Raw genomic sequence first — 15,659 nt, forward strand, 5'->3', positions numbered from 1 at the left:
CTGACTTTATATCCTTTACAAATTGTGGTTCGGCTTTCTACGCTAAAAAATGGTATAATCCATTTCATCTCTATTTTTAATGTCAAAATGCTAATACACAACTGATATGACTGATCCTAAATTTATCCACTTACATGTACATAGTGATTTTTCTATGATTGATGGTATGGCTAAAACCGATGTTTTAGTAAAACAAGCCGCTAACCTATCAATGCCAGCTATGGCGATCACTGACTTTACCAACTTATGTGGCTTAATTAAATTTTATGGTTCGTCATTATCGCGCGGTATCAAGCCAATTATCGGTGCCGATTTAACCATCCGGCAAGATGATAACAATGATGAACACTATACTATTACCGTATTAGCTGCTAATAATACAGGATATCATAATCTGACCCTACTCATCTCTAAAGCCTATCAACGCGGTTATGTAGGTGAAGGTCCTGTGGTTGATCGTAGCTGGTTGGTGGAACATAAAGAAGGATTGATTATTTTAGCTGGACGACAAAGCGATATCGGTACTGCCCTTATCCGCCATAATCAGCAATTATTGGAAAATCATCTTCAATTTTATCAAACCCACTTTGCTCAGCATTTTTATTTGGAGTTAGTTAGAACGGGGCGTGAGCATGAGGATCTTTACATAAAACAGAGTGTACTATTAGCAGAACAACATAACTTACCTGTTGTTGCAACTAATGATGTCTGTTTTATTGCAGCTGACGATTTCGAAGCTCACGAAATTCGCGTGGCTATTCATGATGGCAATACCCTCGATGATCCCAAAAGACCCAGAAAATATTCACCACAACAATATTTCCGTACAGAGCAGGAAATGTGTGAATTATTTGCTGATATCCCTGAAGCGCTGGCAAACAGTGTTGAAATAGCAAAACGTTGTAATGTATCTATACGATTAGGTGAATATTTTTTACCTCAGTTCCCCACCGGTGACATGTCAACCGAAGAGTACTTAGTGCATAAATCACGTCAAGGTCTGGAAGAACGCCTTGTATTGCTTTTCCCTAATGAGAAAGAACGAGCGAGTAAACGTGGACAATATGATCAACGACTACAAACAGAATTAGAAGTAATTAACCAAATGGGATTTCCTGGTTACTTCTTGATCGTCATGGAGTTTATTCAATGGTCAAAAGATAATGGTGTCCCTGTTGGACCGGGTCGTGGATCGGGAGCGGGCTCACTGGTCGCTTATGCTTTAAAAATCACCGATCTTGATCCATTACAATTTGATTTACTTTTTGAACGTTTCTTAAATCCAGAGCGGGTATCCATGCCCGATTTTGATGTCGACTTTTGTATGGAGAAACGCGATCAGGTGATCGATCACGTTGCAGACATGTATGGACGCGATGCGGTTTCACAAATCATTACCTTTGGTACCATGGCTGCTAAAGCGGTGATTCGAGATGTTGGGCGCGTTCTTGGTCACCCTTATGGCTTTGTTGATCGTATTTCTAAGCTTATTCCTGCTGATCCAGGCATGACATTAGCGAAAGCCTTTGAGGTTGAACCTCAATTACCTACCCTATATGAAACCAATGAAGAAGTTAAAGCCCTTATTGACATCGCACGCCAATTAGAAGGGGTAACGCGCAATGCAGGGAAACATGCTGGTGGCGTGGTAATATCTCCCACCAAAATTACCGATTTTTCGCCTATTTATTGCGATTCAGAAGGGAACTATCCCGTCACACAGTTTGATAAAAATGATGTTGAATATGCTGGTCTGGTTAAATTCGATTTCTTAGGATTACGTACCCTGACTATTATCGATTGGGCGCTAAAAATGATTAACTCTCGACTTACAAAAGAAGGGAAAGCACCGATTGATATTACCAATATTCCCCTTCACGATCAAAAATCGTTTGATTTACTGCTCAAAGCCGAAACCACAGCCGTATTTCAGCTAGAATCGCGAGGAATGAAAGATCTTATCCGTCGCTTAAAACCTGACTGCTTCGAAGATATGATTGCATTGGTGGCTTTATTTCGCCCAGGTCCACTACAATCGGGCATGGTCGATAACTTTATTGATCGTAAACATGGGCGTGAAGCAGTTTCTTATCCAGATAGTCAATATCAACATGAGTCTCTCAAACCCATATTAGAGCCGACCTATGGCATTATCTTGTATCAAGAACAAGTTATGCAGATTGCTCAAACCTTATCGGGTTATACCTTAGGTGGTGCAGACTTATTACGTCGCGCTATGGGTAAAAAGAAGCCAGAAGAGATGGCAAAACAACGTTCGGTTTTCAAGGATGGGGCAGAGAAACAAGGAATTGATGGTGAACTTTCAATGAAAATCTTTGATTTAGTTGAAAAGTTTGCTGGTTATGGATTTAATAAATCGCATTCTGCGGCGTATGCCTTGGTCTCTTATCAAACTTTATGGCTAAAAGCACACTATCCGGCTGAATTTATGGCTGCTGTTATGACAGCCGATATGGATAATACTGATAAAATTGTAGGGCTAGTCGATGAATGCTTACGTATGGGATTAAAAATCAATCCACCCGATATTAATAGTGGATTGTACCATTTCCATGTCAATGATCGTGGCGAAATTGTTTATGGGATTGGCGCTATAAAAGGAGTAGGAGAAGGCCCTATTGAAGCTATTGTCGAAGCACGTAATAATGGGGGTTACTTCAAAGACATCTTTGAACTATGCGCGCGTACAGATATGAAAAAAATTAACCGTCGCGTCTTAGAAAAGCTGACCATGTCTGGTGCCTTCGACCGTTTAGGGCCTCATAGAGCGGCGATTTTACATAGTATTCATGATGCAATACAGGCTGCTGATCAACATGCTAAAGCTGAAGAGATTGGTCAAGCCGATATGTTTGGCGTGCTCACTGCACAGCCAGAAGAAGTAGAGCACGCTTACGCTAATGTCCCACAATTGCCAGAACAAGTGATATTAGACGGTGAGCGCGAAGCATTAGGACTATACTTATCAGGTCATCCTGTTACGCAATACCTAAAAGAGCTTAGCCGTTATACTACCGGTGCACGCTTAAATGAAGTTGCGCCAACTGATTGGGGAAAAATGGCAACCGTCGCTGGTTTAGCAATTAGCGCACGCGTTCGATTGACGAAACGTGGCAATCGTATCGGTTTATGCACGATTGACGATAGATCAGGGCGCTTAGATTTAATGCTATTTAGTGATACACTAGAGAAATATGAACATTTATTAGTACAAGATAAGATTTTAATTGCCAGCGGTCAAATTAGTATGGATGACTTTAATGGTGGATTTCGAATGACGGTAAGAGAACTGATGGATCTTAGCGAGGCACGGGAAAAATATGTGCGTGGTTTAGCGCTTTCAGTCGAAACATCACAAATCAACCAACATTTATTACAGCGCTTACAACTTGCATTTGAACCACATAAAAATGGCACAGTGCCAGTTCATCTTTATTACCAAAGTAAACAAGCTCGAACCCGATTACGTTTTGGTACGACATGGAGAGTAACACCAGATGATAATCTGATTATTAATTTAAAACAGGTGTTAGGTAATGAACAGGTCGAATTAGAGTTTGAATAATCATTTATGATTAACGATAGTGTATAGTTGTGATTAAACTAAAAATATGATTTAATTTTATAGCAAAATAAGAACATTACGTAGTAAAATTTAACGAATAAATTAAAACCAAAGGCGTGTTTCTTAGTTCGCTTAATATAAGAAACAGCAATAATAGAGTATACATATGAATAATTTTCTTGATTTTGAAAAACCGATCGCAGAGTTAGAAGCTAAAATTGCTGCTTTGCGCGATATAGATTCACAAAATACCCAAATTGATGTGAATCTCGATAAAGAAATCAAACAATTGAATAAAAAAAGTGAAGAATTAACTAAAAAGGTGTTCTCCAATTTAACCGCATGGCAAGTAGCCCAGTTAGCACGCCATCCAAATCGACCTTATACCTTAGATTATATCCAAGAAATTTTTACTGATTTTGATGAATTAGCTGGCGATAGATCTTTTGCGGATGATAAAGCTATCGTTGGCGGAATTGGTCGTATTGATAACCGTCCAGTAATGATTATCGGTCATCAAAAAGGACGGGAAACCAAAGAAAAAATACGTCGTAATTTCGGTATGCCAGCACCAGAAGGTTACCGCAAAGCATTACGACTCATGGAAATGGCTGAACGATTTCATTTACCAATTATTACCTTTATTGATACCCCTGGTGCCTATCCTGGTATTGGTGCCGAAGAACGCGGGCAATCAGAAGCGATCGCGCGTAACTTACGAGAAATGTCTCGCTTGAGAGTGCCAATTATCTGTACGGTTATTGGTGAAGGGGGATCAGGTGGTGCACTGGCGATTGGGGTCGGTGATAAAGTCAATATGTTACAATATAGTACTTATTCTGTTATTTCTCCTGAAGGTTGCGCATCTATTTTGTGGAAAAGTGCGGACAAGGCTTTCGTTGCAGCAGAAGCAATGAATATGACCGCAGAGCGCTTGAAAAAACGTGGTTTAATTGACTCAATCATAAATGAACCTTTAGGCGGTGCACATCGCAACATTCCTAAAATGGCTGAGTTATTGAAAAAACAGCTAGTAGCTGATTTACATGATTTGACAGAATTAAATAATGAAGCATTAATCGAGCGTCGCTATAAACGTTTACTTAGCTACGGTTATCTTAACTAATCGATTTCATAAATGCTAAAAACAACCGGCGATAATAGCCGGTTTTTTTATTTCTTATTTTTAACTTACTCTTAGGCTAAACTAAATATGGATATAATAAAATTAACTCATTATTCAAGGATAAATCATGCACTATATTTAGAATATTTTTCAATCAATCACTAACAAATAAAAAATAATTATCAAGTAACCACCTTATATACCCCACTCTAAAAACAAAAAACATTACTCAACTTTATCCTTGCTATACTGAAATTGAATAAAATAGCCAATTAAGGTTTATATACATGTTATTGAAATGGTATGATGACTAAAATAAAAATCTTTATGTAACACGATGATGAAAAAAACAACAGGATTAACTCGAATAATAAAAGCCATCAAATATTCATTTCAGGGACTAAAAGCGGCGTTTAAATATGAAATAGCATTTAAACAAGAATGTTATGTATTTATTGCAACCCTATTAATTATTACATTGATTGAATTCTCACTATATGAACGTATATTATTAATTATTTCCATCGGTTTTGTTATGGTGATTGAATTGATTAATAGCGCAATTGAAGCGGTGGTCGATCGTATTAGTAAGGAACATCACGAACTTTCAGGACGAGCTAAAGATCTAGGTTCAGCCGCAGTATTTTTATCCATTCTGATCGCCTCTCTTTTATGGCTTATCATTTTTTATAGCCATTTTTTCGCTTAATGCACGGATAGTATTCAGCATCGCTATGTCGCAGCGTTATAACCATGTTGAGAACGTCATCAACATGGTTTGTCATTTGGCAGTAAAAACAAAATCTTGTCTTAGATGGGCTTCTATTATAAATAATCCCTTATAAAATCGTATAAATCAACAATTTTGTTGAATATATCGTCTTATTTTGTTTAACTTGTCGTTTATGCGGTAATTTTAGTAGCGTTGGTCTATTATAATCTGTTAACATTATTGATGAATAAGAGTGTAATATGTTAATTTTATTAAAAATAGTGATAAAAGTATTTAATTTTAATGTCATTTTTTTATAAAAATGAATATACCCTCAACAATTTACGGAATTTGTTAAAAAAATGCGACAACAACGCCATTACTTACTACCAGCATTTATAACTGCACTAGAGATTGTTATATGTCAGATTCATATGATGTAACACGTCGCTTTATTTTAAAAGGTATTATGGCTGCATGTTTGCTCAGTGTTAGTCGAGTAGGGTTTGCCGCATTAACTCAAATGGTCGCCGTTCGTGTTTGGCCATCTTCAACATATACACGTATTACGCTAGAATCAAATATTCCGTTGACGTATCACCAATTTTTTCTTACATCACCGGCCCGTTTAGTGATTGATATTGATAATTTGGAAGTAAATTCAACCTTACGTAATATCACCACATTGGTCCAAAAAAATGATCCGTATATTAAAGAATTGCGTGTCGGTCAGTATAAAAAAGATGTTGCTCGATTGGTAATTGAATTAAAACAAGGCATTAATCCTAATATTTTTAAGCTTAAGCCTATTTCCGAATTTAAACATCGTCTAGTGATTGACCTTTATCCACAAAAAAAAGCAAAAGTTGATGAGGATCCGCTATTAGGTTTACTAGAGAATTTTAATAAAGGTAAATTAACTAATACGGAAAATGATACTCGCCCCACCAACAAAAATAACGCCGTAGTTATTGTTATCGATCCGGGGCACGGTGGCGAAGATCCTGGCGCTATTGGCTACAATAAAACCAAAGAGAAAGATGTGGTATTACAAATCGCTCGTCGCTTACGTAATCTTATCAAAAAAGAAGCGAATATGAATGTATATATGACACGTGACGAGGATGTATTTTTACCACTCAACGTTCGCGTTGCTAAAGCCCGCTCATTACATGCCGATTTGTTTATTTCCATTCATGCCGATGCATTTAAGCGGCGCGAAGCAAAAGGTTCCTCAGTATTTGTCCTCTCAACGCGCGGCGCAAGTAGTTCAGCGGCTAGCTACTTGGCACAAACCCAGAATGAAGCGGATGAAATTGGTGGCGTAAGTCGCAGTGGTGACCATTATCTTGATCACACTATTTTAGATTTAGTCCAGAAAACCACCATTAGCAATAGTGTATTGCTAGGTGAATCAATTTTAAATCAGATTAAACATGTTAATCCTTTGCATAAAAAAAATATCGAACATGCTGCCTTTTCCGTATTAAAAGCGCCGGATGTTCCTTCCGTCTTAGTAGAAACAGCTTTTATCAGTAATCCAGAAGAAGAAAAACGCCTACGTACTTCCCATTTTCAAAATCAATTAGCTACGGCCATGCTAAAAGGCATTAAAAATTATATTCATAGACGTAAAGTCTAATCGTTAATTAAATTTTATAAAAATATCAATCAGCGGTTCATTAAATTGATGACTAAAAAACAAACATAGACGACATTGATAGGTTTCTTATAAAAAGAAGATGATTGCAAGGGTAGGATTTACTATTAAGCAATAGACAGATTATCATTACTACAGTGGAAATCGACTAGACTGGTTTATCTGCTTATTTGTGCCTAATTCTGAAAAATGAGTTGCATTATTGTATATCTATTCACTACTGATTTTATGATGGCTTAGTTCCTATTTCTATGATTTTATTACCGCTTTTGATAGTTATTAATTTAACCACGCCTACCCCAGTGAGAAAAATATGAATAAATAGTTCCTATTTGGATTCAAAATTAATCTTATAATTAAATTTAACATTTTATAATGCATAATATGTTTTTATCAGGAAAAACTTTTTCTTCTTTAGATCCCTACCGAATGGCTAAAAATAATTAACATAATAATGATTGATGATTGATGATTGATGATTGATGATTGATGATTGATGATTGATGATTGATGATTGATGATTGATGATTGATGATTGATGATTGATGATTGATGATTGATGATTGATGATTGATGATTGATGATTGATGATTGATGATTGATGATTTTCTTATAAAATCAGAATTGGTTGCGGGGGCTGGATTTGAACCAACGACCTTCGGGTTATGAGCCCGACGAGCTACCAAGCTGCTCCACCCCGCGTCCGTCAAGAGAAATATATAATACACTAAATATAATAAATTACAAGTACATTTTTAACAAAATGTTGTATTTATAGGAAAAATTTTTCATTTTAACTCATTAATTAACTAAAAAATCAAACTTATCCAGCATTATTTACCTAAAAATTTTTGCTATAATGACAGTAATATCTCCTATCACTATTCAGATAGAATTAGGTTGATTCTAGATGATTATTGTGGTTTTTATTATTCCTTAATCATAAAAATTAAAATTTACGCTTTATAAAGTCAGAACTACAAGGAAAGTTTTATCATGTGGAAATTCATTGTGCGTTATACGGTACTTTTGGCTGTGATAACAATAAATATAACTAATAGCTATGCCAGTTCCTTAACACAACAAAGAAAAGATTATCAGTTATGGCAAACTAATGGAAAAAAAGGAGATAATAATTCTCAACAAAAACGACTTGATCAACTTAAAAACTATCCGCTCTATCCTTATGCCTTGTTTGATTATTTAACCGCGAATATATCAAGCGTTTCGACAGATCAAATAACAGATTTTGTCAAAAGCTACTACGATACACCGCTAGCCAATGATTTAAAACGCCAATATATAAAATACCTTAATGATAATCAACAATGGTCAACGTTAATCTCTTTTCCACGTGACAGCTCTACTCAATCAAATTGTTACTATCATTATGCGTTATATCAACTTGGTCATAAACAACAAGCACTGGCGTCTGTTGCATCAATTTGGTTAACAGGTAATGAACTTCCTTCAGCCTGTGATGCGTTATTTAAGGTTTGGGATAAGGAACATGGACGCACAGAAAATCTGATTTTGTTACGAATAGAACTCGCATTAAAAGCCAATAATATAAAATTAGTCCGCTACTTAACTAATCTATTACCAGATACTTATAAAACAACTCGTTCCGCCTTACTTGCTGTGCTGAATGATCCAAAACAACTTGTCGCTTTTTCTGATAAGATCGCTTACAGCCACTTTACTCAAAGTGTGGTTGTTAACAGCTTTGGACGTTTAGCGCGTCGTGATCCTAAATATGCTAAAAAAGTACTATCAACACTCGCAACTCAACAGCATCTCACCACCGAACAACATAATCAATTAAAACGGGATATTGCTTGGCAATGGTTTACGGCTTCGGCAACAAAAGAAGACATTCAGTGGCGAGATCAGATCATCGCAAAACAAGGTAGCACAGCGCTTATTGAAAAACGTATTCGTTTGGCGATTCGTGATCAAGACGATCATCAAGTATTACATTGGATTCACTTATTACCAAAGGATAGTCAAGATAAGGATGAATGGCGTTATTGGGAAGCGAAAATTTTAAAAAAACAAGGTTATGTAAAACAAGCTAATTCTATTCTGAATGCACTAATCAAAGAACGAGGCTTTTATGCCATGCTAAGCGCACAGAACCTTAACAAGCCTTATCATTATAACTTAAATTATACGGTTATTGCCCAAAAGTCATTAGAAGAAGAATATAACTTATTAATGCAGCGTTATAAACAACAACCAACAATCCAGCGCATTATCGAATTACGTTATTGGGGTAATTATCAACAAGCAAGTCGTGAATGGCGTAATTACCTGTCTCAACCGAATAATTCGACAAAACTTGCAGAATTAGCGCGGTATGCTTACTTACAAAATTGGGGAGAATATAGTGTACAAGCCACCATTTCAGGTAAATTATGGAATAACTGGGTAGAACGCTTCCCTGCGGTCCATATCGACACCTTTAAGCAAGCATTAAACGATAAAACTATTCCTATCTCTTATTCGTTAGCTATTGCTCGACAAGAAAGTGCATTAGCGCCTACGGTTAGTTCACCCGCTGGTGCTAGAGGCCTTATGCAATTAATGCCAGCAACCGCCAAAGAAACAGCACGTAAAATAACGGATTTTAGTTATCAATCCCCTAATCAATTATACGAACCTGAAACCAATATTTTATTAGGGACTTATTACCTTGATTCAGTTTATCAACAGTTTAATCATAATCGTATTCTTAGCTCAGCCGCTTATAATGCAGGACCTGGCCGGGTAAAACGGTGGTTAACAGAAAGCAATAGCCAACTTGATGCCATCAGTTTTATTGAAACGATTCCTTATACAGAAACCCGTAATTACGTCAAAAATGTATTAGTGTATGATTATATCTATCAGTTGGTCTTAAAACAAAAGCCTAAAGGCTTATTCACTGCTGAAGAGTTAAACTATGCCTATTAGTATTTGCGAATAGGGTTACGTTATAATAGTCTGAATATAGATAAAACGTGACAGATGACATTCACAATATGGTTTGGTTAAGAATGAATATGAATCATAATCAGCTTAACCATTTTAAATATAGATGATAGTGGTTTTTACTACTATTCACTTAAGTTTACAGATAAGGATCACAATGTCCCCAAAAGATTGGCTTAACACTATCGCACTATTGAAGCAAGCGTTTGAGGATGAGGTTGAACTCGATCTTTTCAAATTATTACTTACGACTGATGAACGTGAGGCAATTATTAATCGAGTAAAAATTATTACTTTATTATTAGATGGCTCAATGAATCAGCGAGAATTAAAAGATCATTTAGGCATTGGTATTGCCACAGTAACACGCGGCTCCAATAGTTTAAAAGAGGCGTCACCTGAATTTAAATTATGGCTAGAAAAAAATTTACAGCCGTAACCAGTAATAGGATAAAGTGCTACTGTTTTTAACTGTAGCACTTAATGGCAATTATTTTGCTCGTTAACCACAGGGATACAGTAATCACACTCTATGAGTTTTGGTCTTTGTAATCGTTTTAAATCCCAATTACTATTATGATGATAAATCTCAATATGTGGACCCCGACGAAGTTTGACCCCAAGTGAAGGCATCGCAGCTAAATAGACCTGTATAATAAAATCCCAAAAATCATCAATGGGACCAACATATTTAAAACTAGCATACAAACCCGCTTTATGGCTGAATTGATCAATGCCCTCAATATTTTTCTTTTGTTCTAAACCAATAGTATAAAGAATTTCTTGCTCTTCTGGATTATCTGAGCTTTCTATTGATTGAAAAAATGCAAATAATTTTGATGGAATAGGCTCATTATGTTTAATATATTTATTTAAATAATCAACGAAAAATTTTTCACGATTAGTTAACTGTTCACGCCACATATTATCTAAATTACAACGGCTCTTATAAGATACGCCCCAAAATACCTGTTCGGGAATAGTAATAAAAAGCGGCTGCGGTAAATGGACTAATTTTCTATCTAATTGAATAGGCGGTGTTAATCCCACTGGATCCCATAATTCAGCACGTCGATAGTTTGCAGGTGTAAGTTTAAACTGTTTTTTAAACGATCGGGTAAAGGTCTGCTGTGAATCAAATTGATATTGCATAGCAATATCTAAAATAGGTTTACTGGTTAATTTTAACGCCAGAGCAGCATGAGTTAAACGACGATGACGGATATAGGTCCCCAGCACTTTACCTGTTACATCCTTAAACATACGTTGTAAATGCCATTTAGAGTAACCTGATTTTTTAGCAACATGATCAATTGAAAGTGGCTGTTCTAAATTCTTTTCTATCCACTTTATTAAATCAGAAATAATGCTCATTTGATTCATAACACAAGTATCACTATCTTTATATAAATGTTTTTAAAAGTTACTTTTGCATAACGTAGGCGGTGGGTAAGTATAATGGAAAAATCCAATAAAACATAATATTATATGAGAAGACAATTATAAGCGGTAAGTGGTTAGCACATTATAGCGAATAAGGCATATCGTTTTTTAAACATCCAGTAAAAATATGCCTAATTATCCTAACAGCATTAACAGTATGAATGCTCACCATGCTGATGTTCGGTAAAATCTTTTACGCCTGTCAATTCAGGAAACGCGGTTAGAAGTTCCTTTTCTATCCCCTCTTTCAAGGTGACATCAATCATTGAACAACCATTACAGCCACCACCAAATTGCAACATCACAACATTATCATCGGTAATTTCAACCAAAGAGACATAGCCGCCATGGCTGGCTAATTGTGGATTAACTTTAGTTTGTAATATATATTGTACTCGTTCAATTAATGGCGCATCATCCGCTACTTTACGCATTTTCGAATTGGGTGCTTTTAAAGTAAGTTGTGAGCCTAATTCATCCGTCACAAAATCAATCAACGCCTCTTCTAAATAAGGCGCACTTATTTCATCAATGTATACGGTAAAACCATCAAAATTTTGTACGAAATCTTGTTCTTCGATACTTTCTTGGGGACAATATGAAACACCACATTCCGCTGAAGGTGTTCCCGGATTAATAACAAACACTCTAATTTGAGTCCCTGGTGCTTGTTTTTCTAACAATCGTTTAAAATGAGCTTGTGCTGGCTCGGTAATAGTAATAATGGACATATCGGTTGCCTAAAATAGTTGACTAATATAGTAGGCATTATAGGATTAGTTTAATGTAACGACAAGGTTCTACATAAACAAATTATCTGTATCTCACCCGCCTTATTTCGTTTTAAAGTATGACATATCTCCTCAACCGTACTGCCCGTCGTCACTACATCATCCACTAATAAAACTCGCTTTTGGTGTAGTATATTACGACAAATAAACGTACCAATTAAATTTTGCCGGCGCTGAGCCGCTGATAACATCTTCTGCGCTGGCGTAGCTTGATGACGTAATAGATATTGAGATGGGCAATCACAATTTAGCCAACCAGCCAGTAATTTGGCTAAAATTGCCGCTTGGTTAAATCCCCGTTGCCACTGACGTAGAAAAAATAACGGTACAGGGAGGACTAAATCTGGCTTTGCTATACCAAATTGATGCCGGAAAGTTAACCATCTAAGTAACAATAACCTCGCTAATGCATGAGCCAACTCTATACGACCATTAAATTTTAGTTGATGAACCAAGCGCTTTAATGGCTGGTTATATTCACCAACGGCCATCATTATCTGCCATGGTAAGTTTTTTTTCCTACATGAATGACAAACCGTATTATCCACAGTAGGCAGTGCACAGTTTAAGCAACTATTTGGGATAATTGGTATCTGTTTAAGACAATATGAACAAATTCCATGACAATTTACAGCTAAAGGTAAATGGCATAATATACAACGAATTGACCCATTTAAATTGACCATACTTCCATTTTCCTATATAAATTAATATTACCAATAACAATCAATTGAATCATCAATCACTGTTATAGCAAAATGAGATTGTGTCGGATTAATAACGTTATTTTTATGCGAAGTGAAAACAAAAAAATCCATTTAATTTTTAACATTACAAAATTAGACGATCAATATAAAACTACATATTGATAAAGCTATCTAAATAAATAATAATGCTACCCAATTTACATTATTACAAAACTCAATTATTTGATTAAAATAATTTGATTTTATGGGTAAATGTTAGACTAAAACCCATTGATTAATATTTTCATACCAAAACTAACCTAATTTTAAATATGTAAACTGCATAAGGAAATCTTACAATGTCCAAAAAAGGCTTTCTCTTCATTGTCGTAATGATTATTTCTGTTTTAACTACCCCAACATTCGCCAATACCAAAGTCCTAATGGAAACCTCACTGGGTAATATCTTGCTGGAACTTGATAATGAAAAAGCACCTATCTCAAGTGAAAATTTTTTACATTATGTTAATGAAGGTTTTTACAATGGCTTAATCTTTCATCGGGTTATACCCAATTTTATGATTCAAGCTGGTGGATTTAATGACAAAATGGAACAAAAATCAGCTAATCCACCCATCAAAAATGAAGCAGACAATGGCCTAAAAAATAATCGTGGCACTATCGCAATGGCGCGTACCAACAAAATTAACAGTGCAACCAGTCAATTCTTTATTAATCTTATTGATAATAATCATCTTAACTATATTTCACCTAATAATTACGGTTATGCCGTTTTTGGACATGTCATTGAGGGTATGGATGTTGTCGATAAAATTGCTGAAGTAAAAACAGGCCGTTTTAATAAAATACATCAAAATGTACCGCTTGAACCAGTTTATATTATAAAAGCTCATGTAGTTGAATAATAATCACGGCTACTGGCTTAATAAAAGGCGGTTAACCGCCTTTTATCCTATTTAAATCGCAGTCATAATGAATATCACCAACAATATCTTTTATTTTATGCTTTTAGCAATAAATTGGCTAAACTTCTTACCCCAATTCCGGTAGCACCTGTTGCCCATAAATCAACACTACTCTTTCGATAGGTTGCCGAACAGTCAATATGTAGCCAATTCTGTCGATAATTTTCAATAAAATGCGATAAAAAAGCAGCAGCAGTACTGGCACCGGCGGTATTAGCTTGGCCTGCATTATTAAGATCAGCAAACGCTGATGGTAATTGAGCTCTATGAAACTCAGCTAAAGGTAAACGCCAAAAAGGTTCTTGTTCTTCTGTAGCACTTTGTAATAGCTTATCGACCAACACATCATCGAAACTTAATAATGAATGATAGTCATTGCCTACCGCTATTTTAGCCGCACCAGTTAACGTTGCACAATCAATAATCATTTCTGGATTATCTTGTTGCGCATCGATCAATCCGTCAGCTAATACCAAACGTCCTTCAGCATCTGTATTGGTGACTTCAACTGTTTTCCCGTTGCGATAACGCAAAATATCGCCCAATTTGAATGCTTGACCACTAACTAAATTATCGGCACAACATAAAATTAATTTAACCCGTTTATCAAGCCCTCGCGCTATCGCTAACGCTAAAGCGCCAGCAACTGTTGCTGCGCCGCCCATGTCAGACTTCATCGACTCCATGAAACTAGTTGGTTTTAAACTATAACCACCCGAGTCAAAAGTAATACCTTTACCAACCAATGTTGTCGCTATTGGTGCATTTGCATCATTAGTTGGATTATAATCTAATATCAACAATGCGGGTTCACGTATAGATCCTCTTCCAACGCTATAGAGTCCGATATAATTTTTATCTTTCAGTTCCTGACCTTTAATAATTTGATATTGAAATTGTTCAGTTAATGAACTGATCAAGGTTACACAGTGCTGAGCCAGATCAACCGGTCCCAACTCGTCAGCAGAAAGATTAATCGTATCACGGACCCAATCAATAATTAATAATCGATGAGTTAATTCCTGATGTTCGTCATTAGATAGCACTGGCCATTCAATCACATTATTACGCTTAGGGTGACGAAATCCTTGCCAAAAATGCCAAGCGGATTCAAGATCCCAGCCATCCCCAGCTAATTGGACACTCTTAATACCTTGATTATCAAACCGCCTTCCAGCACGCTGAATAGAAGACAATTTTGTTTCGTGTTTATAATGAATAGTTGCACCTTGTTCAGCATAGCTGATTAATGCATGATTTCCCCATTTAATAGGCGCGGGATTTTCTGAAAGAAAAATAGGCATAACAGTCATGGTTATTTCCTTACAATAATGATCTTATATAATAAAAAGAATAATATTGTTCGTAAGTCTAGGTATAGTAAGTAATTTGTCGAACATTATCATTTTTATTGCTTACAATAGTAAATCAGCAAATTGATATTATATGACTATAACGATTATTATGTGGCTTTTTATCAACATATACTAAAAATAAATTAAGCTAATGTTCAATAGCAAATACTTATTTTATCCTTCCAAAATCCAAATTTTTAAACCGCCTACGCGGCGGTTAACAATATTGCTTTGGTAAGTGATCATGAAAGTGCTTTCTAAGCCGCCTACGCGGCGGTTAACACCTAAAGGTTTTGATAAAATCAACACCTTTCTTTCTAAGCCGCCTACGCGGCGGTTAA

At 35.9% G+C, this 15,659-nt stretch carries 11 protein-coding genes and 1 tRNA gene; 7 read left to right on the forward strand and 5 right to left on the reverse strand.

The genetic code is table 11. The features are described 5' to 3' along the window. Positions 1-106: 106 nt before the first annotated feature. The 4 genes from dnaE to O970_RS00355 all read left to right on the forward strand — a co-directional run bounded on the left by dnaE (position 107) and on the right by O970_RS00355 (position 7,066). Positions 107-3,586, forward strand: coding sequence for a DNA polymerase III subunit alpha (gene dnaE, locus O970_RS00340; RefSeq protein WP_024495209.1), 3,480 nt, complete (start codon positions 107-109; stop codon positions 3,584-3,586). A gap of 166 nt (positions 3,587-3,752) precedes the next feature. Continuing rightward, a complete protein-coding gene (gene accA, locus O970_RS00345; RefSeq protein WP_024495210.1) occupies positions 3,753-4,712 on the forward strand; it encodes an acetyl-CoA carboxylase carboxyl transferase subunit alpha in 960 nt (319 codons plus the stop codon). 340 nt (positions 4,713-5,052) lie between these two features. Continuing rightward, on the forward strand, positions 5,053-5,421 hold the full coding sequence (locus O970_RS00350; protein ID WP_024495211.1) for a diacylglycerol kinase: 369 nt from the start codon (positions 5,053-5,055) through the stop codon (positions 5,419-5,421). Between the two features lie 424 nt (positions 5,422-5,845). Then, positions 5,846-7,066 carry an N-acetylmuramoyl-L-alanine amidase gene (locus tag O970_RS00355; RefSeq protein ID WP_024495212.1) on the forward strand — a complete coding sequence of 407 codons (1,221 nt, stop codon included), beginning with the start codon at positions 5,846-5,848 and terminating at the stop codon, positions 7,064-7,066. A gap of 643 nt (positions 7,067-7,709) precedes the next feature. On the opposite strand, the gene O970_RS00365 is transcribed toward O970_RS00355, so the two are convergent. Next, positions 7,710-7,786 (reverse strand) — tRNA-Met (locus O970_RS00365). Between the two features lie 294 nt (positions 7,787-8,080). Between O970_RS00365 and sltY the strand changes: the two genes are divergently transcribed. Next, entirely contained in the window at positions 8,081-10,039 is a 1,959-nt protein-coding gene (gene sltY, locus O970_RS00370) for a murein transglycosylase (protein WP_024495213.1), read from the forward strand. Positions 10,040-10,214: 175 nt separating this feature from the next. Next, a complete protein-coding gene (trpR, locus tag O970_RS00375; protein ID WP_024495214.1) occupies positions 10,215-10,496 on the forward strand; it encodes a trp operon repressor in 282 nt (93 codons plus the stop codon). Positions 10,497-10,537: 41 nt separating this feature from the next. Here the strand turns inward: trpR and robA are convergent, their stop codons facing one another. The 3 genes from robA to O970_RS00390 all read right to left on the reverse strand — a co-directional run bounded on the left by robA (position 10,538) and on the right by O970_RS00390 (position 12,977). Next, a complete protein-coding gene (robA, locus tag O970_RS00380; RefSeq protein ID WP_024495215.1) occupies positions 10,538-11,440 on the reverse strand; it encodes an MDR efflux pump AcrAB transcriptional activator RobA in 903 nt (300 codons plus the stop codon). Positions 11,441-11,649: 209 nt separating this feature from the next. Beyond that, a complete protein-coding gene (nfuA, locus tag O970_RS00385; RefSeq protein WP_024495216.1) occupies positions 11,650-12,225 on the reverse strand; it encodes a Fe-S biogenesis protein NfuA in 576 nt (191 codons plus the stop codon). Positions 12,226-12,281: 56 nt separating this feature from the next. Then, positions 12,282-12,977: a phosphoribosyltransferase family protein gene (locus tag O970_RS00390; RefSeq protein ID WP_024495217.1), complete on the reverse strand. Its 696-nt coding sequence runs from the start codon at positions 12,975-12,977 to the stop codon at positions 12,282-12,284. A gap of 359 nt (positions 12,978-13,336) precedes the next feature. Here O970_RS00390 and O970_RS00395 point away from each other — a divergent pair, with 359 nt between their 5' ends. After that, on the forward strand, positions 13,337-13,903 hold the full coding sequence (locus O970_RS00395; protein WP_024495218.1) for a peptidylprolyl isomerase: 567 nt from the start codon (positions 13,337-13,339) through the stop codon (positions 13,901-13,903). A 95-nt stretch (positions 13,904-13,998) separates the two neighbouring features. On the opposite strand, the gene pepB is transcribed toward O970_RS00395, so the two are convergent. Next, complete coding sequence (gene pepB, locus O970_RS00400) at positions 13,999-15,282, reverse strand: aminopeptidase PepB (RefSeq protein WP_024495219.1); 1,284 nt, start codon at positions 15,280-15,282, stop codon at positions 13,999-14,001. Between the last annotated feature and the right edge of the window lie 377 nt (positions 15,283-15,659).

The organism is Candidatus Schmidhempelia bombi str. Bimp, from assembly GCF_000471645.3.
Classification (GTDB): Bacteria; Pseudomonadota; Gammaproteobacteria; order Enterobacterales; family Orbaceae; genus Utexia; species Utexia bombi.

What these genes read in the sequence shown, in the direction of transcription:
- dnaE (WP_024495209.1), top strand. Translation starts at nt 107, where the DNA reads ATGACTGATCCTAAATTTATCCACTTACATGTACATAGTGATTTTTCT.
- accA (WP_024495210.1), top strand. Translation starts at nt 3,753, where the DNA reads ATGAATAATTTTCTTGATTTTGAAAAACCGATCGCAGAGTTAGAAGCT.
- O970_RS00350 (WP_024495211.1), top strand. Translation starts at nt 5,053, where the DNA reads ATGAAAAAAACAACAGGATTAACTCGAATAATAAAAGCCATCAAATAT.
- O970_RS00355 (WP_024495212.1), top strand. Translation starts at nt 5,846, where the DNA reads ATGTCAGATTCATATGATGTAACACGTCGCTTTATTTTAAAAGGTATT.
- sltY (WP_024495213.1), top strand. Translation starts at nt 8,081, where the DNA reads ATGTGGAAATTCATTGTGCGTTATACGGTACTTTTGGCTGTGATAACA.
- trpR (WP_024495214.1), top strand. Translation starts at nt 10,215, where the DNA reads ATGTCCCCAAAAGATTGGCTTAACACTATCGCACTATTGAAGCAAGCG.
- robA (WP_024495215.1), bottom strand. Translation starts at nt 11,440, where the DNA reads ATGAATCAAATGAGCATTATTTCTGATTTAATAAAGTGGATAGAAAAG.
- O970_RS00390 (WP_024495217.1), bottom strand. Translation starts at nt 12,977, where the DNA reads ATGGTCAATTTAAATGGGTCAATTCGTTGTATATTATGCCATTTACCT.
- O970_RS00395 (WP_024495218.1), top strand. Translation starts at nt 13,337, where the DNA reads ATGTCCAAAAAAGGCTTTCTCTTCATTGTCGTAATGATTATTTCTGTT.